Origin of the sequence: Roseixanthobacter finlandensis (genome assembly GCF_043195105.2) — a bacterium.
In the GTDB taxonomy this organism is placed as follows: domain Bacteria; phylum Pseudomonadota; class Alphaproteobacteria; order Rhizobiales; family Xanthobacteraceae; genus NCEH01.
On the sequence record NZ_CM195536.1, the window covers coordinates 2,009,144 to 2,034,185 of the forward strand.

A 25,042-nucleotide genomic window follows, 5' to 3' on the forward strand; every position below is an offset into this window, starting at 1 on the left:
ACGCCGCGCCCGTCCGCGCGTCGGGATAAATCCAGTCAAGGGTATGGTGGCCGGCACATGAGCGGCGTGAATGAGATCCGGTCGACCTTCGTCGATTATTTCGTGAAGCAGGGCCACGAGGCGGTGCCTTCCTCGCCTCTGGTACCGCGTAACGACCCGACGCTCATGTTCACCAATGCGGGCATGGTGCAATTCAAGAATGTCTTCACAGGCATGGAGAAGCGCCCTTATTCGCGGGCGGTGACCTCCCAGAAATGCGTGCGCGCCGGCGGCAAGCACAATGATCTGGACAATGTCGGCTATACGGCTAGGCACCATACCTTCTTCGAAATGCTCGGCAATTTCTCGTTCGGTGACTATTTCAAGGACCGCGCGATCGAGTTGGCCTGGAACCTTGTCACCCGCGAGTTCGAATTGGCGAAGGACCGGCTCCTGGTCACGGTCTATTCCGAGGACGACGAGGCGCACGCCTTGTGGAAGAAGATCGCCGGCCTGCCCGACGAGCGTATCATCCGAATTTCCACCTCAGACAATTTCTGGGCCATGGGCGATACCGGCCCCTGTGGCCCGTGTTCAGAGATTTTCTTCGATCACGGCGCGCACATTCCCGGCGGCCCACCGGGCTCCGCCGATGCGGACGGCGACCGTTTCATCGAGATCTGGAATCTCGTGTTCATGCAATATGAGCAGCTTCCGGGCGGGGAGCGCTTGGCGCTGCCGCGCCCCTCGATCGACACCGGCATGGGGCTCGAGCGTATCTCCGCCCTGCTGCAAGGCACGCACGACAATTACGAAACAGACCTGATGCGGGCGATCATCGCCGAGGTCGCGGACTTGACGGGCGTTTCCCCGGATGGACCGCAGAAGGCCAGCCATCGCGTCATCGCCGATCATCTGCGCGCCTCGGTCTTCCTCACCGCCGATGGTGTGCTCCCGTCCAACGAAGGGCGCGGCTATGTGTTGCGGCGAATCATGCGGCGCGCCATGCGCCATGCCCAGCTTCTGGGCGCGCGTGATCCGCTCCTGCATCGCCTCGTGCCGATCCTGGTGCGCGAAATGGGCCGGGCCTATCCCGAGATCGTGCGGGCGGAAGCGCTCGCCACCGAGACGCTGCTTCTGGAGGAGCGTCGGTTCCGCCGCACGCTCGAACGCGGGCTGCTGATCCTGGAGGAGGAAAGCGCAGGCCTCACCAGCGGCGCGAGCTTCCCTGGCGATGTGGCGTTCAAGCTTTACGATACCTACGGGTTTCCGCTCGACCTGACCGAGGACGCGTTGCGCGGCCGCGGCATTCATGTGGATACCGACGCATTCAAGACCGCCATGGAGCGGCAGAAGGCGGACGCGCGCGCAGCCTGGCAGGGCTCGGGCGAGGCGGCGACGGACGCGGTCTGGTTCGCGCTGCGCGAGCGCGAGGGGGCAACGGAATTCCTCGGCTACGATACGGAAAGCGCCGAGGGCGTGGTGCGCGCGCTGGTCCGTGACGGTGTCGAGGTCGACGAACTCAAGGCGGGCGAGCAGGGGCTGCTGGTGGTCAACCAGACCCCCTTCTATGGCGAGTCCGGCGGACAGGTGGGCGACAGCGGCCGTCTCGCGGGCGAGGGCGGTGTCGCCGCCGAAATCCTCAACACTCAGAAGAAGTTGGGCGACCTTTTCGTGCACGACGTGAAGGTGAAGGATGGGGCGCTGCGGGTCGGGGCTGCGGTCGCGCTGTCGGTGGATCATGAGCGCCGCTCGGCAGTCCGGGCCAATCATTCCGCCACCCACCTCCTGCACGAGGCGTTGCGGCGCGTTCTTGGTGACCATGTGGCCCAGAAGGGCTCGCTCGTGGCACCCGACCGGCTGCGGTTCGATTTCAGCCATCCCAAGCCCCTCTCGCAGGCCGAGCTGGCGCAGGTGGAGGACATCGCCAACGCCTATGTGCTGCGGAACGAGCCCGTGGACACGCGCCTCATGGCGGTGGACGAAGCCATTGAATCCGGAGCCCGGGCGCTGTTCGGCGAGAAATATGGCGATGAGGTTCGCGTCGTCTCCATGGGCACCGACCCCGGCAATGGCGCGCCTTATTCGGTGGAATTGTGCGGCGGCACCCATGTGTCGCGCACCGGCGATATCGGCATCGTGTCGATCGTTTCGGAAAGCGCGGTGGCGTCCGGCGTGCGGCGCCTTGAAGCGCTCACTGCGACCACCGCCCGCCATCATCTCAATGCGGCCAATGCCGCCTTGCAGTCGGCGGCCGCGAGCCTGAAGACCGTGCCGGCGGATCTGGATGCACGCATCACCGCCTTGGTGGACGAACGACGCAAGCTGGAGCGAGATCTTGCGGACGCGCGCAAGCGCCTCGCCATGGGCGGGGCCGGTGGCGAAGAGCCGCTTCGCACCGTTGGCGACGTGAAGCTGATGGCGAAACAGGTTTCGGGGATCGAGCTCAAGGATCTCAAGAGTTTGGTCGATGAGGGCAAGAAGCGCCTGGGCTCTGGGGTGGTCGCGATCGTCGGCGTCACCGATGACGGCAAGGCGGGCCTCGTGGTGGGTGTGACGGCCGATCTCGTCGCGCGGTTCGATGCGCAGAGGCTCGTGCGCGCCGGTGTCGAGGCGCTGGGCGGCAAGGGTGGCGGCGGGCGCCCCGACATGGCCCAGGGCGGCGGTCCTGATGCGGCCAAGGCGGATGCAGCCCTGGCTGCGATCGAAAGCGCCCTGGCGGGTTGAGGGCGTTCTGGGGCTTCGTCGCGGTTGGCAACGAAGCGGCGTGGGCCAAAGGGCGCGGCCTGTGGAAGGTGAGCGGTTTTGGCGTCGGCGTGCGGGCCTGGAAGCCGGCACTTGCTCGGGGCGGGTTTGCGCCGGGGCTGGCATGTGTTGTTTGCGCCATTGGGGGTCGGCGCCGGCTGGTATCCTCGGCGCTGGCATATGCGCCGTGGCGCACCGGCGCAGCCGGGAAGCGCTGCGTTATCCATTCCGCGGTTCGGCGTGGGGCTGCTTGAATTTGGCTTTGTGGGCACGCTTGACATCGTGTCACGATGGGGCGTCGCGCTTTTAGGTCGCTCCACCCTAGGGCGCGACGCCACGCTTTAAGGGAGAACCGGCCACAGATGCCGGCCGCAGGGCAGAAGCCACCACCGTCGCTTTCCCTCTGGCGCCTGCCGCGGCACGCCATGCGCAAGCGCATGTTCGCCATCCTGGAGCGCGACGCCGTCCGCGATCCCACAGCGCAGGTCGTGCACACCCTTCTGATCGCGCTCATCCTCGCGAACACCTTCGCGGCCATCGTCGAAACCGTGCCGAGCATCGGCACGCCCTATCGCTCGAGCCTGCACGTGTTCGAGCTGGCGTCGTTCGTGATCTTTGCGATCGAATATGGCCTGCGCCTGTGGGCGGCGCCGGAAAATCCACGGTTTCGCGGGATGCCGACGGGCCGCGCGCGCCTCAACTATGCCGCGACGCCGGCCGCCATCATTGATCTGCTGGCGGTCATGCCGTTCGGCCTCGTGCTGCTGCTGAACGCCGACCTGCGCATTTTCGCCCTGTTCCGCTTGGTGCGGTTCATGAAGCTGGCGCGCTATTCACCGGGCATCGCATCGCTTCTGGAGGCAATCCGGATCGAGCGGCATGCGCTGCTGGCGTGCCTCGGCATCATCGCCGCCGTGGTGCTGCTCGCCGCCTCGGTGATGTATGTGGTGGAGCACGAGGCACAGCCGGACAAGTTCGGCTCCATCCCCCTCGCGGCCTGGTGGGCGGTGGTCACGGTGACGACGGTCGGCTATGGCGATGTGGTGCCGGTCACGCTTGCGGGGCGGATGGTGGCGGGCGTCACCATGATCACCGGCCTCGTCATGCTCGCCCTGCCGGTGGGCATCATCACATCGGCATTCGCGGATGTGATCCGCCGCCGCGAGTTCGTGGTGAGCTGGGGCATGGTGGCGCGCGTGCCGCTGTTCGCGGAATTGGACGCGGCGGGAATCGGGGAAATCCTGCGCCTTCTTTCCTCCCACACGGCCGAGCCCGGTGAGGTGCTTATGCGGCGCGGCGATGTCGCGCGCTCGATGTTCTTCATTCTCTCGGGTGAGGTTCAGATCGAGCTGGAATCCGGCCCGTTGCGCCTGGGCGAGGGGCATTTCTTCGGCGAGATGGCCTTGCGCACGGGCCGGCTGCGCAGCGCCACGGTGCGGGCGCTCTCGCGTACGCAATTGCTGATCCTGGACGGAAAGGATTTCACCGATCTTCTGGCGCGGAGGCCGGAAATCGCGGACCGGATCGCCGATCTGGAGCATCGCGAGGAGGCGCCGCATTCGTTGCGGCCGCGCGGCGACATTTCGCCGGAGGAGCTCGACGAGGCGGACCGTCAGCCCGGACCGGAGGCTTGAAGGGACGGGGCACCGCAGGGCGCCCCGTCCAGCGGGGTCTCAGGCCGCCATGGCTTTGTTGAGATTGTCAGAAACCTTGTCGAGGAAGCCGGTGGTGGAGAGCCATTTCTGGTCGGCGCCGACCAGCAAGGCCAGATCCTTGGTCATGTCGCCGGCTTCCACCGTGTCCACGCACACCTTTTCCAGCGTGTCGGCGAACTTGGCCAGTTCGTCGTTGCCATCGAGCTTGGCGCGGTGGGCGAGGCCCCGCGTCCAGGCGAAGATGGAGGCGATGGAATTGGTGGAGGTCTCCTTGCCCTTCTGATGCTCGCGATAATGGCGGGTCACGGTGCCGTGAGCGGCTTCCGCTTCCACCGTCATGCCATCGGGGGTCATCAGCACGGAGGTCATCAGGCCGAGCGAGCCGAAGCCCTGGGCCACGATGTCGGACTGCACGTCGCCGTCATAATTCTTGCAGGCCCACACATAGCCGCCGGACCACTTGAGGGCCGAGGCGACCATGTCGTCGATCAGGCGGTGTTCGTAGGTGAGCTTGCGCTTCTCGAACTCTTCCTTGAACTCGGCGTCGTATATCTCCTGGAAGATGTCCTTGAAGCGGCCGTCATAGGCCTTCAGAATCGTGTTCTTGGTGGAGAGATAGACCGGATAATTGCGGTTCAGCCCGTAATTCAGCGAGGCGCGGGCGAAATCGCGGATCGATTCGTCCAGATTGTACATGGAGAGCGCGACGCCGGCGCCGGGGAACTTATAGACTTCCTTCTCGATCTTGGTGCCGTCTTCGCCCACGAAGGAGAGGGTCAGCGTGCCCTTGCCGGGGACCTTGAAATCGGTGGCGCGGTACTGGTCGCCGAAGGCATGGCGGCCGACGATGATCGGCTGCGTCCAGCCCGGCACGAGGCGGGGAACGTTCTTGCAGATGATCGGCTCGCGGAAGATGACGCCGCCGAGGATGTTGCGGATCGTGCCGTTGGGCGACTTCCACATTTCCTTCAGGTTGAATTCCTTCACGCGGGCTTCATCGGGCGTGATGGTGGCGCATTTCACGCCGACGCCATGCTTCTTGATCGCTTCGGCCGCGTCGATCGTCACCTGGTCGTTGGTGGCATCGCGATTTTCGACCGAGAGATCATAATATTCCAGGTCGATATCGAGATAGGGATGGATCAGCTTGTCCTTGATATACTGCCAGATGATCCGAGTCATCTCATCGCCGTCGAGTTCGACGACAGGATTTGCCACCTTGATCTTCGCCATGTGGACGACCTTTCGGGGCGCTCTGAGAGCGTAAAGAGGGTCTATGGGAGATGCCGTATCGGCCCGCGCCCCGCTGGCGCCGACGACATCCCGCCCGGCGAGGCCGCTATAGCATTCACGCAGCAGAAGAAGAAGCGCATGACACCTCGACTTTGGCCGTGCCCACGGGCTAGAGAGCCGATAAAGGGAAAAAGTGATGCCCGGCGCAGGAACTGACAGCACGAAGCCCTGGATCGGCGGCGGTCCGGTGGTGATTTTGGTGGAACCGCAGCTCGGCGACAATATCGGCTCGGCGGCGCGGGCCATGGGCAATTTCGGCCTTTCGCGCCTGCGCCTGGTCAATCCGCGCAATGGCTGGCCGGACGAACGGGCGCGAATCTTCGCCGCTGGCGCCGATCGCATCCTGGAAGAGGCGACCCTTTTTCCCGATTTGCGCGCGGCGCTCGCGGATGTGAATTTTGCCATTGCCGCTACCGCCCGCGAACGCGGCATGGCCAAGCCGGTGTTCGGCGCCGACGAGGCGGCGGCGGAGACGGCGGCCCGGTTCGCGCAGGGGGAGGATGTGGCTCTTGTGTTCGGGCGCGAGCGCACCGGCCTCTATACGGAGGAAGTCTCGCTGTGCGACGTCATCCTCACCTTGCCCGTGAACCCGGCCTTCGCCTCGCTGAACCTCGCAACGGCGGTCTCGGTGGTGGCGTACGAATGGTTCAAGCGGGCGAGCGGCGGCGCGCTGCCCTTTGCGTCGGCTGAAAAATCCCCCGTCGCCGAGAAGAAGGATCTCATGGCCTTCTTCGACCATCTGGAAGGCGAGCTGGAGGCGGCCGCCTTCTTTCGCTCGCCCGACAAGCAGCCGTCCACGACGCGGAACATCCGCAACATCTTTCACCGCATCGCCCTCTCCAAACAGGACCTTGCAACCCTGCATGGGATGATCACCTCCCTGGTGGAGGGCCGGATCGGCCGGGAGAAGCGCAAAAGCGAGCGCAACGAGAAAGCCGCCCAGAAACGCGCGCGCGCCCTTGCTGGCCCTGGATCTTCGCCGCCGGAAGGGGAGGCGTGAAGCGCCGCCGTCCACAGGCAAATGAAATCCGGGCGCTTTTTTTGGAGCGAGGGGTTTCCTTCCCGGGTCGGCGTTGTTACATACACGTCACTGACGCCGGTTCGCCGGCAAATTGTCAGCTCTGACGCGGGGTGGAGCAGCCCGGTAGCTCGTCAGGCTCATAACCTGAAGGTCACAGGTTCAAATCCTGTCCCCGCAACCAACTCGACTTGCAAACGGCTCGCCTTTTCGGCGGGCCGTTTGCTTTTGAGGGCAATCGCAAGAATTCCAGGCAGATCGCCGTGCACCTCGACCTGGAACTCGCCTTCTGTCGGCGTCAGGATGATATCCCTCACCAGCGATCGAATCAGGTCGGCCGCGGTCATCCGCTTTTCCTCCGAATCCTCCTGAAGCGCCGCATACAGTTCGTCCACCTGAACGTGGTCGTGATGCGCCATATTCGGATGCAGGAGGGGCGGCGGTTCCTGGGCGTCCTGCAGGAACGCTTTCAGCTCCTTCTGGCGAGCCTCAAGCTGCTTTATCTGCTTCATCATCCGGGTGGGAGCGTCGTCGCTATCAGACGCAAGGATGAGCTTCATCAACTTGCCCAGTTCCTGGTCGATCCGTTTGATCTCGGCCTCGGCCGCATCAATGGATGAACGCCCCTCCATGCGCAGCCGATTCATCTCGCGGGTGAATTCCTCGCAGAATTCTTTGAACAGCGCTGGGTCCATCAGGTGATGGCGCAGCGCGTTCAGGACGCGCGCTTCGAACCGACCGCGCCGGATGTTCCTGCGATTACTAGAACCGATAGCTGAAGCGCAGAGATCCTGTATTGGACAGATAGTCGTTTCCCGCCGAGAGCCCGTAGATGGCCTTCAGCTCCGCCCCGGTCTGCTGATAGAGCTGCAAGCCAGCGTCGAGCCGGAACAGCACGTCGGGAATGTCGCTTTCCATGTCGAATGTGCCGAGGCCCGCGGGGGCGCCCTGCAGCTTCACCTGCGTGGTCCAGGTGTCCTGCGAAAGCAGGGAGACCCCCACCGCCGCATAGGGTCTCAGGATCCAGCCTGAATCGAGGTTCACGCGCCCGCCGGCCTCCACCATCGCCGACAGGCCGAACAGAGTGTCCGACTGGCCTGACACGTCGAAGGCGAGGGGCGAGAGGCTGGCCTCGCTGTAACCCGGCGCGTCCACATAGATCACGTCGAGGTCCACATGGGGCCGCAGATACCAGTTCGCAAAGGCGAACTCATAGGCCGCCCGTACCCGCCCCGACGCGGTGAACACGTTCGAGGCGCTGGAGGCCGGCAATGCCGGGCCGATCAGGTCAATGGAGCGCTCGTTGGTGGTGCGGCCATAGGCCAAGTTGAAGCCGGCGCCGAAGTACCAGGGCCCCATGGTGTGCTTCAGTGCGAGGCCTGCATCGCCGCGCTGCCCGTCGCCGCTACCCGTGCCGGAGGTCTCGGTCCAGCTCCAGCTGTAGCCGGCGGTGGCGCCGAGATACCAGTCCGGCGCGATCTCTTTCTGGCCGCCGAGGCGGAAGGTCAGCGTGCTGAGGTCCTGCGCGGGGCTCTCGCGCCCGCCGCCCAGGCTCGCCGTGCTGCCCGTCACGCTCGACCAGGCGCAGCTCGATTCCCCCAGCAGTGTGCCGGTGCCTTCGAAGACGGGGCAGGAGAAGGCGGAATCCAGCGCCGACGTGCTGGCGAGAGCCTGGTTGGTGACGGCCGCCGACACGTTGGCGATGATCTGGTCGAGATCGCTTGCGTAGGCGCTGGCGCTCTCCACCTGCGAGAGCGTGCCGTAGAGCGGCGCCAGCCCGCTCGATCCGCCCGCGTTCCACGAAGCCTGCAGGTAATTGGCGAGCGCCTGCTCATTGGTGGAAAGGCCCGCGCCGGAGGGCGTGAAGTTCGCATCGGGCGATATGGACAGGCTCGTGGTGGTGGCCGTCACGTCCCAGGTGAACAGATAGGAGGCGGAGGTCGTTGCGGTCGTGCTCAGGCTGGCCGCCTGCACGATCTCGTAGCTGCCCGGCAGGAGGGCGGAGGCGGTGGGATCGATGGTGCCGTCGATGCTGGCGGTGCCGCCCACCAGGAGGAGATCCACCTCTGGGCTCGCCGTGGCATTGATGTCTACAGCCAGGATGCCGCTGGACGACTGGGTGAAGCCTCCGCTCAGCGTCGTGGCCATGACCGTGCCGACGCCGCCCGGAGCCAACGTGCCGTTGTTGCTCAGGCTCGCGGCGGTGATGGCGCTGCCGGCGTTGAACAGGCCGTAATTGGTGATGGTGCCCACCACCGCGCTGCTGTCGTAGGATTCCTGGCCGAGATCGACACTGCCGGTCAGGGTGCCGGAATTGAAGACGTTGGTGATGGACTGCTGGGCGAGGATGGCACGGCCGTTGATGCCGTCCGTCGTGGAGAGCGAGCCGCCTTCATTGATGGTGATTGTGTTGGCGGCGACGCCTGAGACCTCGCTCTCGCCGCCGCCGGAGATGCCGCCGGACAGCCAGACGCCCGCCGCCGAAGCGCCGGTGCCGCCCTGGACGAGGCCGGAAATGTTGATGGTGATGGGGTTCTGGTGGGTATCGTTGCCGCTGGACTGGGCGAAGATGGCCACCGCGCCCGCGCCGGAGGTGACGATGCTGCCGCCGTCCTGGTTGACGGTGATGGAGCCGCCGGTGCCGTTGCTGGTGGACAGGGTGCCGGAGAGGTTGCCGCCCGCCGTCAGCGTGTCACCCATGCCGATGGCGCCGCCCGAGGCGTCGGCGATGGATTGCAGGAACAGGCCATGGGCATTTGCGCCGCTGGTGGCGATGTCCGCCGACGTCGTCACCGTGATGGCGCCGGCAGTGTTGAATTGGCCGGAATAAGAGAGGTTGTTGACGTTTGTGGTGGCGAGGGCAAGCGAGGCATCGCCCGCGAATCCGCCGCCGCCGCCAACGGACTGGGCGAAGACGCCGAAGGCGCCGGCGCCGTAGGTGGTGACGGCGACCCCGTCGCCGAGCGTCACGCTCACCGTGCCACCCGACCCCGAGGCGCCGCCGACCCCGCCCTGGTCGCCATCATCGAACGTCACCGAACCCACATTGGCCGAGGCGGCGGAGACGAGGCCGCCGCCGCCGCCGATGGACTGGGCCGCGATGCCAAAGGCCCGCGCGCCGGCGGTGATGATGGCCCCCGAGGTCTTCGCGATGGTGACGTCGCCGCCATTGCCGGACAGGCCGTTCTGCCCCCCCACGTTGAGGGTGAAGTCGGACGCATCGTTGAAGATGGAGGTGGAGGTGGTCACCCCCACCTGGCTGTTGCCGAGGCACAAAGACTGGCTGTTGCCGATGGGCCCCACCTGGACCGAGTTGGAGCAGCCCACCCCAGCCGAGCCGCCGCCGGCGCCGACCGATTGGGCGAAGATGCCGAAGGCGTCATCGCCGGCGGTCCACAACGTGCCGGTGTCGGTCACGCTCACCTGCCCGCCATCGCCGCCGTAACTGCCGCTGCCGGCATAGCTGGCGCCGAGGCCCACGGTGGTGATGTTGTCCACCGTGCCCTCCGCCCCGAAGCCCCCACCACCGCCGATGGATTGGGCGAACATGGCATGGGCGCCATAGCCCGAGGTCGTGATGGCGCCGGAATTGGTGAAGGAGACGGCGCCCCCGTCGCCGCCGCCCGAGCCGTTGCCGCCGACCGCGAGGTCCGCCGAATAGGTGCCGGCCCCGGGCGCGCTGGGCCCGCCGATCACCGAATTGGAGGTGGAGGTCGCCGCGCCGCCATAGCCGCCGCCGCCGCCGATGGACTGGCCGAACATGCCGAAGGCGCGCTGGCCGATGGTGGTGATGCTGCCGGAATTGGTGAGATTGACCGCCCCGCCGTCACCGGCTGCTCCGCCCGAGCCCCCGAGCGAGATATCGGCCGAATAGCTCGCGGACGGTGTGTTGATGGCATCTTGCACCTGACTCAGCAGGTCGATGTTGGCGGCCGCGTCCGAGGTGCCGCCAGAACCGCCGCCGCCGCCGATGGACTGGGCGAAGATGCCGAAGCTGTCACCGCCCATCACCACGGAGAGATTCGAGCTGTTGGTGTAGACCGAGCCAGTGGAGATGGTGCCGGCATTGTTGACGCTCACGGTGCCGCCGTCGCTGCCGGTGCCGCCCAGGCCGCCGACGGCGATGTTCGCCTCGTAGCTATCCCCCGAGGCGGAGGCGGAGCCGCCTCCGGCCATGCCGCCACCCCCACCGATGGACTGGGCAAGGATCGCGCTCGCGCTGGAGCCATAGGTGGTGATGGCGCTGCCGGCGTCCACCGTCACCGTGATGCCGCCTCCATCGTCTCCGCCGCCGCCGTTTCCGCCGAGGCCGTAGGTCAAGGTCACGGAAGTGCCTGTGCCGCCGGTATTGGGGCTTGAGGCGCTGGCGTCGCCCGCGCCGCCCGCGCCGCCGCCGCCGCCGATCGACTGGGCGAGGATGCCGTGGGCATAATGGCCGTAGGTCACGATGGTGCCGTTGCAGGTCGAGCAGTCGCCGGTGGGTCCGACGGTGACGTTCACATCGCCGCCGGAGCCGCCGTCCCCGCCCGTGCCGCCATAGGACAAGGCGAGCTTGACGGTCGCTATCCCGGTCTCGAGGGCATAGGACGAGGCGCTCGCGTCGCCGCCAATGCCGCCGCCGCCGCCGATCGACTGGGCAAGGATGCCAAAGGCGCCGTCGGCCCCGGTGGTGATACGTCCGGCCTGGTTCACCGATACGGTGCCGCCGTCCCCGCCCGAGCCACCGCTGCCGCCCACCGCATAGGTGAAGGTGAAGTTCACCGGGATTTCCTCAGTGGAGAAGGACAGGCCATAGGCGGTGGCCGAGCCCCCCGCGCCGCCGCCGCCGCCGATGGACTGGGCGAGGATGCCGATGGAATCCGCCGCCTCAGGGGTCGGCGCGCCCGCGATCTCATAGACGCAGCCGCTCGAGTCCGAGCAGCCGGTATAGATGGCGCCCTCATGGGTCACCGTGACGGCGCCGCCGGCGCCGCCATCGCCACCGGCGCCACCCACGGCGAGGGAGACGGTCAGCACGCCGGCGCTGTAGGAATTGGCCGCCCCGCCGGTGCCGCCGCCGCCGCCCACTGACTGCGCCAGAATGCCGAGGGACTGGTTGCCTTGGCTGATGATGGCGGTGTCGTTGGTGACAGTCACCGTTCCGCCGGCGCCCCCGCTGCCGCCTGTTCCGCCCATGGCATCGGAAATGATGGTGCCGAAGGAAGTGGAGGCGCCGCCATTGCCGCCGCCGCCCCCCACCGACTGGGCATAGACGCCGCCGGCGAACAGACCGGAGGTGAGGATGTAGCCGCTGGTATTCTCAAGATCGACGGTGACCGCCCCGCCCGCCCCGCCATTACCGCCCGCGCCGCCGGTGGAGGAGAACAGCCCCGCATTGCTGGCGCCATTGCCGCCGCCGCCGCCCACCGACTGGGCAAGGATGCCGAGCGCGTTATCGTCCTGGGTGACGATGGTTGCGGCATCGGACAGGGTGACCGAGACCGAGCCGCCCTTGCCGCCGCCGGAGCCGCTCTTGTCCTGGGCGCCGATATTGAGGCTGCCGGCGCTGGAACTGCCGCCGCCGCCGCCGATGGACTGGGCGACGATGCCGACGGCACCGGCGCCGGTGCCCGAGCCGTCGCCGGTGACGATGGAGCCGGAATGGGTGACGACGACCGAGCCGCCATTGCCGGTGCCGCCGCCATCGGTGGCGCTGCCCAGGGTGGCCGTCTGGTCCGAGCTCTCAAGGTCCATGATTCCGCCGCCGCCGCCGATGGAGGCGGCGAGGATGCCATAGGCGGCGCTGCCAAGGGTGGTGATGGCGCCGGTATTGTTCACCGTGGCGGTGCTGCCGCCGAGCGCGCCCTGCTGGGCGCCGGTGTTGCCAAGCGTGGCGGGGCCGACGTCGGAAGCGGAGACGATGGCAGCCCCGCCGATGGAGAGGGCGGCGACGCCCACGGCCAGCGTGCCCTTGGTGTTGATGGTGCCGTAATTGTTGACGGTGGCATCGCCTGCGCTCCCGGGATAGTCGGCGTTGTAGCCGCTTGACTGGGTCTGCAGAAAAAGGCTGCCCGTGGAGCCGGCGCTCACCGCCATGGCGCCGATGGAGACGTCGCCGCCGGCGCCGCTGGTGTCGATGGTGGCACCGGAATTGACGGTGACGGTGGCGCTGCCGCCCTGGCCGACCTCGCTGTTGTTGGCATTGCCGCCCGCGCTCACGGCGATGGCGCCGATGCCGGTGCTGCCCGAGGCGGCGAAGGTGATGGAGGAGCCGGAATTCAGCGTGACGCTGGCGCTGCCGCCATTGCCGGCCCCGGAAGCGTCCTCGCCGTTATTGTCGGTGTCGAAGTTGGAGTTTCCGCCGAGCGAAGCGGCGACGATTCCGATCGCTTCGGGGGCGTCGATCGAAATCGAGCCGTCGTTGACGACGCTGACGGATCCGCCATTGCCGCCGGGGGCGGAAGCGTAGCTCTTCTGGTTGCTGCCGACGCCGCCTTGGGAGACGGCGAGGATACCGATGGTCGGAACGCTGAGCGCGCTGGAGGCAACAACCGTACCCTCATTGGTGACCGTCACCGCGCCACCGGCACCGCCGCCGCCGGCAAAATCCGTATCACTTGTCTTGTTGTTGGTCCCGTTGCCGCCAAAGGACAGGGCGGCGATGGCGTTCCCGGAGATCGGAATATTGGGAATGTTCGAGTTGGTGACGTACTGCGAGCCGAACACGGCCGTGAAGCTGCCGGTATTGGTGATCTCGACCCTGCCGCCGCTGCCGCCGTTATAATCAGAGGTGTTGGTGTCGCTATTCTCGGTGACGCCGCCGCCGCCGATGGATAGCCCGACCAGGGCGCCGACCCCGGAACCCCAATAGACATTTTGATTCCCGTCGCCCGTCGTCCCCTCGAAGGAGTATTGGAGGTTCATGGCGTAGAACTGCGAGACGGTCTGCGACCCGCTGGCACTTATCGTTATATTGCCGCCATCCGTGTACCCATTGTTCCCGCCATAGGTCGTGTTCTTCTGCTGTCCCCATCCGGCATAGAAAAATCCCGTATTATAATTAGTGCTCGCTTCAAAATTACCCGTTCCGCTGATCGTCACATCCGTCGATGTCGTGATGGTGTCTCCGGATACTTGTCCATTATTCACGTTGACGGCGGTCGTCTCGTCCGCGTTGCTTGCGGTGCAGGTATAGGTGACAGAGGAAGAATCATAGCTGCAGGAGGATTGACCGATCACATCGATCACCGGATCGTTGCCCGCGAGCGCAGTGGCCGCGCCAAAGCTGGTGGCGGCCGCCGCCAGAATCACACGCGCATTGATCATTCCCATGATAGCCCCCCAGGCATCCGGTGTTCGCTGGCGCGCAGGTGCCGCCGACGAACCGGGTCCGTTTCATCGCTGCGCCCGCAGGTGAAAGCCGCCGCCCCAGCCTAGAGATGCCGTGCCTGTGGAGGTGGCGGCAAATGATCATTCTTCAGCAAGACACCTGCATGCCATGCAGCACCCGTCATGCGGGGGCGGTGTCAGGCTCGCGCCGACGGCCGGTGCGAGGGAGCAGAAGATGCGGGGCCCTCCCGGCGCCGCCAGTTCCAGAGATCCGCTCCGCTCGGTTTCTGGAAAACGGCCAAGTCGAATTCCGGAAGTAGGGCGAAGACATGGTCGAAAATGTCGGCCTGTACGGCTTCGTAGGTGCTCCAGTCGGTCGTGTTGGTGAAGCAGTAGATCTCGATGGGCAGTCCTTCCGGCCCGGGCTGCAACTGCCTTACCAGGAGTGTCATGTCCTGGCGGATCGAGGGATGGGCGCGCAGATAGGCGGTCAGATAGGCGCGCAATGTCCCCGAATTGGTGATGCGGCGCGTGTTTGCGCTGATGCGGCCCGCCTCTCCCAGCCGCTCGTTCCAATCCCTGAGTTCCTCCAGCTTGCGCAGCATGTAGGGCTCTAGATGCTGGAAGCAACTCAGCTTCTCGATCGCCTCCGGTGCCAGGAAGCCGATGCTGGTTTGGTCGAGATAGATGGCGCGTTTGATGCGGCGCCCGCCCGCTTCCTCCATGCCACGCCAGTTCTTGAAGGAATCCGTCACCAGCTTCCGGATCGGAATGGCGGTGATGGTCTTATCGAAGTTCTGGACGCGGATCGTATGGAGCGAGATGTCGACCACGTCGCCGTCGGCGTTCAGACTGGGGATCTCGATCCAGTCGCCCACGCGAACCATGTCGCCCGACGAGATCAGGATGCTGGCGACGAAGGAGAGAAGCGTATCCTGAAACACCAGGATGAGCACCGCCGCCATGGCCCCAAGGCCCGACAGCAGGATGACCGGAGAGCGGTCGATCAGGATCGCGATCATCAAGATCGCGGCGACCGCATAGATCGCGATCGTGGCGATCTGGAAATAGCCACGGATGGGCCTTGAGTGGGTCTCGGGGCGTCGATGATAGAGTTGGTCCGCCCGGTCGAGGACGGCGGCGAGCGTCATCGCCACCGTCAGGACGATGAACGCGTGCGAGACGTTGGTGACCACGCTCACGACGGAGGCGGGCAGGTCCCGGACCAGCCCGATGCCCGCCGAAATCACGATTGCAGGCAAGATGCTGGCCAGTCGCCGGACCACGCGACCGCGGGTCGCCGCCCCATCGCGGCCGAACGATGTCTGTCCCAGAACGCGTTCGGCGGCGTCCAGCAGGACCCGCTTGAAGACGATCTGCGCTACAAAGGCGGTCACGAGCAGGACGAATAGCATCATCACGCTGTCGAGCCATGGATAAAGTTCGATGGCGGACTCAACCGATTCCATCATTGCGCCATGGTCTCTATCGACGGTCGGGGCCGACGCGCGTCATCATCGCAGACCTCTGGAGCGATCTGAGAGGGATTGGTTCGGTTGTCATTCATGAAATCTCGCGAAAGGCTTCAGCGGGCTGCCGCGCGACATATCCTCGTGCGAGCCGCTCCCGGACCATGGCGGCAGGCGCGTGCGCGACAACGATGCTGTCGACAGCGCCTCCCTGCAACTGATGACTCTTCAGTTGGGCTGCTGAATATGGTGCATTGTCTGTTTCGGGGCGAAACATCGTTTCCCGCTTTGGGCAAATATTGTTAGGAGGTATGCCAGGGGTCGCGAAAGGTCGGGCGAACATGAAGATCAGTCGTCAGATTGACCTGAACCTTTTCCATGTGTTCGCCGCTATCATGAAGCACCGGAGCGTGGCGCGCGCCGCCGCGGAACTCTCGCTCAGCCCGTCCGCCGTGAGCCATGCCTTGGCCCGGCTGCGCCAGATGCTCCAAGACGATCTTTTCGTTCGGAGCGACACCGGCCTGCAGCCCACGCCGCGCGCGATGGAACTGTCCGGGCGCGTGAACAAGGGCCTGCAGCAATTCGAAGCCGCTCTGATGGCGGTCTCCTTCGATCCGGCCAAATCGCCGCGCTGCTTTCGGATTGCCGCCTCTGATTTCTTCGCCATCTATGCATTGCCGCATCTGGTGCAACGGCTGAGCGCGACGGCGCCGCAGGTGGACCTTCAGATATTCCCTGTCAGCCGCCTCGACCTCGCGCGCCAGCTTGAAACCCGGACCCTCGACCTCGTCATCGGTTGGTTCGACAAGTTGCCCGGCTTCCTGCGGCGCGCGCCGTTCGTCGAGGAGCGTGGAGCCATCGTGGTGCGTACGGGCCATCCCTTGACCGAAGGCGAGGTCACGTCCGAACGCCTTCTGGCGTTTCCACATATCGTCGTCGAGTTCACCGGTACCGCGCCGGAACGCGGCGATGGATTTGTCGAGGACCGCGGGATGGTGCGTCGCATCCGCATGGAGCAGACCCTCATGGATACGCGCCGCGGTCGGGAGGCCGCAGCGCGGGTGGCCGTGACGGTGCCTTATTTTTCCGCCGTGCCGCCGGTACTGCGCGTCTCGAACTATGTGGCGTCCCTCCCGTACCGCTTCGCGCGCGAGGCGGTGGCGGGTGGCGGGCTGGTCCTGTTGGACCTCGCGCTGGAGCGAGGCGCGGCGCAAATCGACATCGTCTGGCACATGCGCGACGACGGAGACCCTGGGCTGCGTTGGCTCGTGGAGGAAATTCGCAACGCTGGAGCGACGGCCGTCGCGGCTCTTTCCTGATTGATTATGTCTGCGATGCCGCGTTGGGTGGCGCGTCGATGCGAACCGTGTGTCGGCTCGGCGCTAGGGCAGGGGAGTTGCCGCGCGGGCACGAAAACGGCCCGCGGACGCCTTATAATTCATTGATAATAAATAATATTCAGCCCCATCTATCATAGGCTTCACCCAGCGGCGACGAGCGCCGCCTTCGCGGAAATGGTGTCGAAGAGGCTCGCCACCTGCGGTGCGAACCTGTCGAGCTGCAATATAGGAAGCACCACCTGGCCGTCCTCGTCCCGTTCATGCGCGAAAACGTCTTCGTTGAGCGCGTGCGGGTCGGCCCGTTGGCGCTGGGCCGCGCGATGCCGGGAATCCAGGAAAATGCGCAGCACGTCACTGCGCTGCGGCTCGAAACAGCAATTTGAGATGGTTGTGTGCCCCGCAACCATCTCAAATTGCGATACAAAATCGCGCAGATCAGCCGCCCCCAACGGGCGGCTTTTTTGCTTCCGCAAGCGCTGACCAGAGCAGGTCACCGCAACAACCCAGGCCAACCCGGCCTCGGGACCGCGCCCGAGAACACCGCCGGCGCATCGGACATGAGTAAAGCGAGGGCGAGCAGCGTCACGCCACCGGTCGCCGCGGCGCAGGCATTGCGCCCGGAGCGGGTCATCAGAGGCGGAATGAGAGCCCCGAGGAGCGGAATGAGGATAACGAAAAGCAAAGTCACGGCCGGACGCCTCGTCACGCCCGGCTTGGGCCAGGTGGATGAGGCTCCTTGAGCCCCGGCGGCTTGAGCCCTGACGGCTTGAACTCCGATGGAACGTGGCGACCTAATACGCTCGCAGCGCTCCCGATCATTCCTCCGCGCCAAAACCCGCACCCGGGCAACCGCATCGCTAATGATAGACGAAGATGCAGGATCTCGGCGCGCCGATGATGCTCTGGGTGGTGGAGCCGAAGAAGAACTCCTTCAGTCCGCGACGGCCATAGGCTCCCATCACCAGGACTTCGATGTCGCTGCGTGCCGCATAGGCCTGAATCACCTCGGATGGCGCCTCGAACGAACCTATAGGACAAAGGGTGACGTCATAGCCGTGGAGCCGCAGATAGGCGGCCGCATCGTCGGCGAGCCGCTCGGCCGTCTCCAACTGCGTGTCCACGCTCAAGACATGGACATGCCTGTCCGCCCAACCGCCGCAGAGGGCGAAAAGCTGCAGCGCCCGCATGGCCGGCAGGCTGCCGTCATAGGCGATCATCACGTCGCCTTCGGATCGGAAGGTATCCGGGCAGATGAGGACTGGCCGCGGCGTTGCGGACAGGAGCTGTGTCAGCGTCTGCGAGTTGGCCTCCGACTTCACGCCTCTAAAGGTGACGTCGTGGCCGGCAATCACGAGGTCGCAGGTGGCGCTGGCGGCAGTGATCTGCTCAAAGGGGTCGCCCGCAAAACTGAGGCTTGCGAGTGCGAGCCCATCGGCAACGCAATCTCGACGGAAGGTTTCCTCAAGCCGCTGGCGCGTTTTCTCTGCTTCGGCCTTGAGGCCGGTTTCCATCTGCGCGTGATAAGCCGCCCCGCCAATGGTCCCGGGCATAGGCGCTTGGATGAAAGTGAGGTCGCTACCCGCAAGACCCGTCAGATGCGCCGTCTTGCTCTTGACGAGCCGCCGGGCGTAAGCGCTGGCGGCGATGCTGGAAGGACTCTCGCCGAGCAGGAGCAATGCGCTCTTCATCATTCTGATTTCCTCCGTGGACCGCTTTTGTGGACTGAGGGGCGACGGACATGGCTGCCAAGTTTGAACAAGCGTTTTTCCGTTTCTACCACAAGGAGCAGCACCACTCCGGCACCGACAGTTACACCGAGGTCGGAAACGCCGAGGGGCCGCGTCGCGAAGATGGCCTGCATTGGCGCCAGGTAGGTGAAGGCGATTTGGGCGGCGATCACGCCGACCAGTCCGAGCAGCACGGCCGGCGTCCCCAGCAGGCCCTGAAACGTCAGGGATGTGCCGTGGATGAAGCGGACGGAGAAAAGATAGAACACCTCCATGGCGACGAGCGTGTTCACGGCCATGGTGCGGGCCGTCTCGGCATCCCGTCCCCAGGCTTCGGCGATCGCATGAACACCGAGGGCACCCGCCGCCATCAGCGCCGACACGAATGCGATCTGCCATAAGAGCCTGCCGGACAGGAGCGGGGCTCGTGCCGGACGCGGCGAGCGGCGCATAGTACCGGGCTCAGTGGGCTCGAATGCCAAGGTGAGGCCCAGCGCCACGGCGGTGACCATGTTGACCCAGAGGATCTGAATCGGCGTCACCGGCAGCGCCAGGCCGAACAGCACCGCGAAGACGATGGTGAGGGCTTCGCCCCCATTGGTGGGCAAGGTCCAGGCGAGCACCTTGGTAAGATTGTCATAGACCGTCCGGCCTTCACGCACGGCGGCGACGATGGTCGCGAAATTGTCGTCTGCCAGCACCATCTCACTGGCTTCCTTGGCCGCCTCCGTGCCCTTGCCGCCCATGGCGACGCCGATATCGGCCTGCTTGAGGGCCGGGGCGTCGTTAACACCGTCGCCGGTCATGGCGACGACCGACCCGTCCGCCTGAAGGGCGCTGACGAGGCGCAGCTTGTGCTCGGGTGAGGTGCGGGCGAATACCGTCGTCGCGGCGGCCGTGGTCCGCAGCGTGTCGTCGTCCATCTGGTCGAGCTCGGCGCCGGTGATCACCTTGGGATCATCCGCCAGCGCGAGATGGGCAGCGATAGCGCGGGCGGTCTCCGCATGGTCGCCGGTAATCATTTTGAGGGCGATGCCGGCCGCCCGGCATTCCCGCACCGCCTCCTCCGCCTCCGGCCGGGCTGGATCGATGAGGCCGACGAGCCCGAGGAGGGTCAGTCCCTCCTCCACCCGCCCCGGCGACAGCCGATCCTCGGAATCCGCCACAGGTCGACAGGCGAGCGCGATGACACGCTGCCCCTCGGTGGCAGCACGCCGCGTCGCCGCATCCCAGGTCGCCCGGTCCAGCGGCTGGGGCCCCGCCGCAGCGGCCACGTCGATGCACATGTCGAGAATGCGCTCCGGCGCGCCCTTGATGTAGACGATCAGCCCGCCGTCCGTCTTGTTGAGGCTCGCCATGTATCGATGGCGGGCGTCGAAGGGAATCTCGTCACGCCTCGGATGGTCGGCATACGCACGGGCGGGATCGAGCCCGCCCTTCACCGCAAGAACCAGAAGAGCCCCCTCCATCGGGTCCCCAACGACGGTTGATGCGTCGTCGCGCATAGTGAGTTGCGCGTCGTTACACAGCACGGCGGCACGCAGCAGCTCGGCGAGGACCGGGTCGGCGGCGGGCTCGAGGTGCACCCCATCGCGTTTGAAATCGCCCTGCGCGGCATAGCCGACGCCCACCACCGCCACCGCACCATCCGCGGTATAAAGGCTGCGCACCGTCATCTCGTTGCGGGTCAGTGTGCCGGTCTTGTCGGAGCAGATCACCGAGACGGCCCCAAGCGTCTCCACCGCTGGGAGACTGCGTATGATGGCGTTGCGCCGTGCCATGCGGCGCACGCCCACCGCGAGCGCGATGGTCATGACTGCCGGAAGGCCCTCGGGAATGGCGGCCACTGCGAGTCCGACCACCACCATCAGCGCATTGTCCGGGGTGTAGTCCCGCCACAGGACGGCGATGGCGAACACCAGGGCCGATATGCCGAGAATGGCGGCCGAGACCTGCCGGGCGAACCGATCCATGGCGCGCGTGAGCGGCGTTGCAAGGCTTTCCACGGCGCCGATCATGGCGCTGATGCGCCCGAGTTCGGTCGCACGGCCGGTCGCCACAGCGACGCCGATACCGTGACCGGCGGCGACGAGGGACGCCGAATAAGCCATCGACGCTCGGTCCCCCAGGGGGGCCTCGGCGGAAACCGGGTCTACCTGTTTGGTCGCCGGCACCGATTCTCCGGTCAGCAAGGCCTCATCGATGGTGAGACTGTGCGCGCGCAGCAGCCGCAGGTCCGCCGGCACGCGCTCGCCGGCCTCGAGCAGCACGATATCGCCCGGAACCACATTTTCAGCCGCGACCGACAGGCGGTGGCCGGACCGTATGATGCTGGCATGCGGATCCATCATTGCCCGGATGGCCTCGATGGACCGCTCCGCCCGTCCTTCCTGGACGAAGCCCACGACGGCATTCACCAACACGACGCCGCCGATCACCAGGCTGTCGGTAAGGTGGCCGAGCAGGAGCGTTACTGCCGCCGCGGCGAGCAGCATGTAGATCAGAACATTGTGGAATTGCCCGAGAAAGCGCGCAAGCGCGCTGCGACGGCGCGCCTTGGGAAGCCGATTGAGGCCGTGGATGGAAAGCCTGCGCGTGGCCTCTTCGCCGTCGAGGCCCTGCGGGCCGGATGACAGGTATTCAACGACGTCTTCCACACTCTTGGCGTGCCATGCCATAGGCGCCAGTTCGTCCGTGGGCACGACACGCATAGATCCCGGTTGATTCGCGTCCGCTTTGCGGCTGGGGGCAGATGATTCGGATTTCCTCATCTGCAGCCTGCCATCCCTTGCCACCACGATCATTGCCGCCGCGCGTCCGCGGGGCTTTCCCAGCCAAAACGTGGCACAAGCCTGAGTGCCGTTACGGCAACGGCCGGCAGTCCGTAATATGGCACAGGGGCGCAGGGAGTGTGACCAAGGCGCCGACAATGAACGACAGCGCAGCTCCCTGATCTCAGCGGTGTCGTCAGACCGCTGCCTGCGCCGCGATCCTTGCGGCTTTGCGGGTGGCGTGGATGAACGCCAGCACGAAGGTGAAGGAGAGCAGAAGCACGATGGTTGGTGCCGGTGCGCTGTCGATGAAAAACGACAGATAGACGCCGAGGAACGAGCCGACTGCCGCAAAGACGACGGAGAGGATCAGCATTGTGCTGAACTGCCGGGCAAGAAGGAAAGCGATGGCGCCTGGCGCGATCAGCATAGCGATGGCCAGGATGATGCCGACAGCCTGCAGCGCCCCGACGATGGTCAGCGAGATCAGGCAGAGCAGACCATAATGCAGCAAGTTGACGCGCAAGCCCACCGCCCTGGCCTGCGCCGGATCGAAGGCGTGCAGCAGAAAGTCCTTCCACTTAATGCCGATGATGCCAGCCGTGATCATGGCAATGAGGGCGGACTCGCCGATGTCGCGCCAGGACACGCCGAGCATGTCGCCGAACAGGATGTGGTCGAGATGCACGTCCGACTGGATTTTCACGTAGAGAACGAGGCCGAAGCCGAACATGCCGGAGAACACGATCCCCATCACGGTGTCCTGCTTGATGCGGCTGTTGTCTTTCACGAAGCCCGTGGCGATGGCGCAGAGCATCCCGGCGACGAAGGCGCCGATCGCATAAGGAAATCCGACGATATAGGCGATCACCACGCCGGGAAACACGGCGTGCGAGATGGCGTCGCCCATCAGCGACCAACCCTTGAGAACAAGGAAGCAGGACAAGAGCGCCATCGGGATCGCAACCAGCACCGAGATCACGAGCGCATTGATCATGAAGTCGAACTGGAAAGGGATGAGAAGCGTGTTAACAAAACTCATAGCCCTGCCTCCAGTGCCTGCGCGGCGCGGCGGCGGGCGGCCAGCATTCCGTGCTTGGGAGCGAACAGGAACGCGATCAGGAAGATCAGCGTCTGGAGGCAAACGATGATGCCGCCGGTGGCGCCGTCGAGGAAGTAGCTTGCATAGGCTCCGGTGAAGCTGGTGATCGCCCCGATCGCCACCGCGACGGCCAGCAGCCGCGGAAAGCGGTCGGTCAGCAGATACGCGGTCGCGCCGGGCGTGACGACCATGCATATGACGAGAAAGGCGCCGACCGTCTGGAGCGCAGCCACCGTCGAGGCAGACAGCAGCGTGAAGAACATGATCTTGAGGGCGGTCGGATTGAGGCCGATCGAGCGCGCATGACTTTCGTCGAAGAAGACGACCATCAGGTCTTTCCACTTCACCAGCAGGATGGCGAGTGAGACGAAGCCGATGATCGCGAGCTGGATCGTATCGCCGGGCGTAATTGCCAGGATATTGCCGAGCACGATGGTCTGAATGTTCACCGAGGTCGGAGAGATCGAGACCATGAACAGGCCGAGCCCGAAGAAGGCCGAGAAGATCAGGCCGATGATCGCATCCTCCTTCAGCTTGGTGCGGTGATTGAGGAAGAGCATCGCGGCGGCAGCCAGGCTGCCCGAGAAAAAGGCGCCAATCGAGAACGGCAAGCCCAGCATATAGGCGCCGGCCACGCCCGGCACGATCGAGTGGGAGAGCGCATCGCCGATCAGCGACCAGCCTTTGAGCATGAGATAGCAGGACAGGAACGCGCAGACACCGCCAACCAGCGCGGAAACCCACATGGCGTTCAGCATGTAGTCATAGGTGAAGGGTTCGAGGAGGACGGTCATCATTCCCGGCCTCCGTTACCCTGTTCCGGCTTTCGTATGGCTGCCTTGCCGTCCTGTAGCACCAGCGGACGTTCATCATCGGTAATGACGCCGATCGCGTGCGGCTTGCCGCCATCGGCTTCGTTCAGAACGAAGTGACGCAGCACGCCGCCGAACGTCTGCTCGAGGTTCGCTTGCGTGAAGGTCTCGACCGTCGGGCCATAAGCGAGCACCGTGCCCTTGATCAGGATCGTCCGATCACAGAACTCGGGCACGGAGCCGAGATTGTGCGTCGAGACCAGCATCACACGGCCTTCGTCACGCAGTTCACGAAGCAGTTTAATGATCTGATCCTCGGTCTTGACGTCGACGCCGGTGAAGGGCTCGTCGAGCAGGATGACGCGGCCGTCCTGAGCCAGCGCCCGGGCGAGGAAGACCCGCTTCTTCTGGCCGCCGGAAAGCTCGCCGATCTGACGCTTGCGGAATTCGCTCATGTTGACGCGGGCGAGCGCCTTCGAGACCGCATCGTGGTCTGCCGCCTTCGGCAGGCGCATCATGCCCATGTGGCCATAACGGCCCATCATCACGACGTCCTCGACCAGAACCGGAAAATTCCAGTCGACTTCTTCGGCCTGCGGGACATAGGCGACGAGGTTCTTACGCAATGCCTCCTCGACCGGCATGCCGAGGACCCGGATCTCGCCCTTAGCCAGCCGGACGAAGCCCATGATCGCCTTGAATAGAGTCGACTTGCCGGAGCCGTTGACCCCGACAAGTGCTGCGATCGTGCCCGTCGGGATCTGGAAGCTCGCGTCCCGCAGTGCGGTGTGGCCGTTGCGGTAGGTGACGGTCGCACCTTTCACCGCAATCCCTGACCCCGCATCCGGAGATGCGGGGCGACCGAGGCTTGTTACGGGCGCCGTCACTGTGATAGCCCCTTTGCGATCGTGTCCGATGTGACGCGGAGCAGGTCGATATAGGTGGGCACCGCGCCGTCGGCTTCGGTCAGCGAGTCGACATAGAGCACACCGCCATACTTGGCGCCCGTCTCACGCGCCACCTGCTTGGCCGGCGCCGCCGAGATCGTGCTTTCAGAGAAGATAACGGCGATCTTGTTCTTGCGAACAGCGTCGATCACCTTTCGAACCTGCTGCGGCGTGCCTTGCTGGTCGGCGTTGATCGGCCAGAGGTAGAGTTCTTTCAGTCCAAAATCGCGAGCGAGATAGGAAAACGCCCCCTCGCTCGACACCAGCCAGCGCTTCTCTTCCGGAACCCTGGCGAGCTCCGACTTGATCGGATCGATGACAGATCGGATCTTGGCCTTGTAGGTCTCGGCATTGGCCTTGTAAGTCTCGGCGTTCTTGGGATCATACCTCATGAAGGCGTCGCGGATGTTGTCGACATAGATCAGCGCCGCTTGCGGCGACATCCAGGCGTGCGGGTTGGGCTTACCGGTATAGGGGCCCTCGGCGATGCCCATCGGATCGACACCTTCCGATACCACGACACCCGGCACGTTCTTCAGATTCTGGAAGAACTTCTCGAACCAGAGCTCAAGATTGAGGCCGTTCCTGAGGATCAACTGCGCACCCTGCGCCCGCTGAATGTCGCCCGGCGTCGGCTGGTAATTGTGGATCTCTGCACCCGGCTTGGTGATCGACTCCACGATCGCCGCATCGCCGGCGACGTTCTTGGCGATGTCAGCGATGACCGTGAAGGTCGTGACGGCCTTGAATTTCTCCTGGGCGGCGGCCGGCGCCATGGTCAGCACGACCGAGAAGGCCGCTCCCATCATTCCGGCCAGAAATGACCGCCTTGCCCCGTCAAGCATGGCTGATTCCTTATTGAGAATGAATTGCAAT

15 protein-coding genes and 1 tRNA gene are annotated in these 25,042 nt (G+C 65.1%); 6 read left to right on the forward strand and 10 right to left on the reverse strand.

The window, feature by feature from the left end; translation table 11 throughout:
• Window positions 1–57 precede the first annotated feature (57 nt).
• Window positions 58–2,706 carry an alanine--tRNA ligase gene (alaS, locus tag V5G24_RS09265; RefSeq protein WP_394085132.1) on the forward strand — a complete coding sequence of 883 codons (2,649 nt, stop codon included), beginning with the start codon at window positions 58–60 and terminating at the stop codon, window positions 2,704–2,706.
• A gap of 443 nt (window positions 2,707–3,149) precedes the next feature.
• Window positions 3,150–4,358 (forward strand): cyclic nucleotide-gated ion channel, encoded by a 1,209-nt coding sequence (locus V5G24_RS09270; RefSeq protein ID WP_394085133.1) that lies wholly within the window; start codon window positions 3,150–3,152, stop codon window positions 4,356–4,358.
• 39 nt (window positions 4,359–4,397) lie between these two features.
• On the opposite strand, the gene V5G24_RS09275 is transcribed toward V5G24_RS09270, so the two are convergent.
• Window positions 4,398–5,612, reverse strand: coding sequence for an NADP-dependent isocitrate dehydrogenase (locus V5G24_RS09275; RefSeq protein ID WP_394085134.1), 1,215 nt, complete (start codon window positions 5,610–5,612; stop codon window positions 4,398–4,400).
• A 196-nt stretch (window positions 5,613–5,808) separates the two neighbouring features.
• Between V5G24_RS09275 and V5G24_RS09280 the strand changes: the two genes are divergently transcribed.
• The 3 genes from V5G24_RS09280 to V5G24_RS09290 all read left to right on the forward strand — a co-directional run bounded on the left by V5G24_RS09280 (window position 5,809) and on the right by V5G24_RS09290 (window position 7,310).
• Window positions 5,809–6,672, forward strand: coding sequence for an RNA methyltransferase (locus V5G24_RS09280; RefSeq protein ID WP_394085135.1), 864 nt, complete (start codon window positions 5,809–5,811; stop codon window positions 6,670–6,672).
• Between the two features lie 125 nt (window positions 6,673–6,797).
• A tRNA-Met gene (locus V5G24_RS09285) sits at window positions 6,798–6,874 on the forward strand.
• Window positions 6,875–6,953: 79 nt separating this feature from the next.
• Complete coding sequence (locus V5G24_RS09290) at window positions 6,954–7,310, forward strand: hypothetical protein (protein ID WP_394085136.1); 357 nt, start codon at window positions 6,954–6,956, stop codon at window positions 7,308–7,310.
• Window positions 7,311–7,452: 142 nt separating this feature from the next.
• Here V5G24_RS09290 and V5G24_RS09295 read toward each other — a convergent pair whose 3' ends face one another.
• Window positions 7,453–14,001 (reverse strand): hypothetical protein, encoded by a 6,549-nt coding sequence (locus V5G24_RS09295; RefSeq protein WP_394085137.1) that lies wholly within the window; start codon window positions 13,999–14,001, stop codon window positions 7,453–7,455.
• 194 nt (window positions 14,002–14,195) lie between these two features.
• On the reverse strand, window positions 14,196–15,467 hold the full coding sequence (locus V5G24_RS09300) for a mechanosensitive ion channel family protein (protein WP_394085308.1): 1,272 nt from the start codon (window positions 15,465–15,467) through the stop codon (window positions 14,196–14,198).
• 341 nt (window positions 15,468–15,808) lie between these two features.
• Between V5G24_RS09300 and V5G24_RS09305 the strand changes: the two genes are divergently transcribed.
• Entirely contained in the window at window positions 15,809–16,786 is a 978-nt protein-coding gene (locus tag V5G24_RS09305; protein WP_394085138.1) for a LysR family transcriptional regulator, read from the forward strand.
• Window positions 16,787–16,947: 161 nt separating this feature from the next.
• On the opposite strand, the gene V5G24_RS09310 is transcribed toward V5G24_RS09305, so the two are convergent.
• From V5G24_RS09310 to V5G24_RS09340, 7 genes are all read right to left on the reverse strand, one after another.
• A complete protein-coding gene (locus tag V5G24_RS09310) occupies window positions 16,948–17,319 on the reverse strand; it encodes a hypothetical protein (RefSeq protein WP_394085139.1) in 372 nt (123 codons plus the stop codon).
• A gap of 345 nt (window positions 17,320–17,664) precedes the next feature.
• Complete coding sequence (locus tag V5G24_RS09315; RefSeq protein ID WP_394085140.1) at window positions 17,665–18,498, reverse strand: universal stress protein; 834 nt, start codon at window positions 18,496–18,498, stop codon at window positions 17,665–17,667.
• Window positions 18,495–21,245, reverse strand: a complete 2,751-nt coding sequence (locus V5G24_RS09320; RefSeq protein ID WP_394085309.1) for an HAD-IC family P-type ATPase — start codon at window positions 21,243–21,245, stop codon at window positions 18,495–18,497. Before V5G24_RS09320 ends, V5G24_RS09315 begins: the two co-directional genes overlap by 4 nt.
• Before the next feature lie 256 nt (window positions 21,246–21,501).
• Window positions 21,502–22,347 carry a metal ABC transporter permease gene (locus V5G24_RS09325; RefSeq protein WP_394085141.1) on the reverse strand — a complete coding sequence of 282 codons (846 nt, stop codon included), beginning with the start codon at window positions 22,345–22,347 and terminating at the stop codon, window positions 21,502–21,504.
• Window positions 22,344–23,204, reverse strand: a complete 861-nt coding sequence (locus tag V5G24_RS09330) for a metal ABC transporter permease (RefSeq protein ID WP_394085142.1) — start codon at window positions 23,202–23,204, stop codon at window positions 22,344–22,346. Before V5G24_RS09330 ends, V5G24_RS09325 begins: the two co-directional genes overlap by 4 nt.
• Window positions 23,201–24,106, reverse strand: coding sequence for a manganese/iron ABC transporter ATP-binding protein (locus V5G24_RS09335; RefSeq protein ID WP_394085144.1), 906 nt, complete (start codon window positions 24,104–24,106; stop codon window positions 23,201–23,203). The genes V5G24_RS09330 and V5G24_RS09335 overlap by 4 nt, the downstream gene beginning before the upstream one ends.
• On the reverse strand, window positions 24,103–25,011 hold the full coding sequence (locus tag V5G24_RS09340; protein WP_394085145.1) for a metal ABC transporter substrate-binding protein: 909 nt from the start codon (window positions 25,009–25,011) through the stop codon (window positions 24,103–24,105). Before V5G24_RS09340 ends, V5G24_RS09335 begins: the two co-directional genes overlap by 4 nt.
• Window positions 25,012–25,042 lie beyond the last annotated feature (31 nt).

What these genes read in the sequence shown, in the direction of transcription:
- alaS (WP_394085132.1), top strand. Translation starts at nt 58, where the DNA reads ATGAGCGGCGTGAATGAGATCCGGTCGACCTTCGTCGATTATTTCGTG.
- V5G24_RS09330 (WP_394085142.1), bottom strand. Translation starts at nt 23,204, where the DNA reads ATGATGACCGTCCTCCTCGAACCCTTCACCTATGACTACATGCTGAAC.
- V5G24_RS09315 (WP_394085140.1), bottom strand. Translation starts at nt 18,498, where the DNA reads ATGATGAAGAGCGCATTGCTCCTGCTCGGCGAGAGTCCTTCCAGCATC.
- V5G24_RS09320 (WP_394085309.1), bottom strand. Translation starts at nt 21,245, where the DNA reads ATGCGTGTCGTGCCCACGGACGAACTGGCGCCTATGGCATGGCACGCC.
- V5G24_RS09325 (WP_394085141.1), bottom strand. Translation starts at nt 22,347, where the DNA reads ATGAGTTTTGTTAACACGCTTCTCATCCCTTTCCAGTTCGACTTCATG.
- V5G24_RS09275 (WP_394085134.1), bottom strand. Translation starts at nt 5,612, where the DNA reads ATGGCGAAGATCAAGGTGGCAAATCCTGTCGTCGAACTCGACGGCGAT.
- V5G24_RS09295 (WP_394085137.1), bottom strand. Translation starts at nt 14,001, where the DNA reads ATGGGAATGATCAATGCGCGTGTGATTCTGGCGGCGGCCGCCACCAGC.
- V5G24_RS09270 (WP_394085133.1), top strand. Translation starts at nt 3,150, where the DNA reads ATGCGCAAGCGCATGTTCGCCATCCTGGAGCGCGACGCCGTCCGCGAT.
- V5G24_RS09340 (WP_394085145.1), bottom strand. Translation starts at nt 25,011, where the DNA reads ATGCTTGACGGGGCAAGGCGGTCATTTCTGGCCGGAATGATGGGAGCG.
- V5G24_RS09300 (WP_394085308.1), bottom strand. Translation starts at nt 15,467, where the DNA reads ATGGAATCGGTTGAGTCCGCCATCGAACTTTATCCATGGCTCGACAGC.
- V5G24_RS09305 (WP_394085138.1), top strand. Translation starts at nt 15,809, where the DNA reads ATGAAGATCAGTCGTCAGATTGACCTGAACCTTTTCCATGTGTTCGCC.
- V5G24_RS09280 (WP_394085135.1), top strand. Translation starts at nt 5,809, where the DNA reads ATGCCCGGCGCAGGAACTGACAGCACGAAGCCCTGGATCGGCGGCGGT.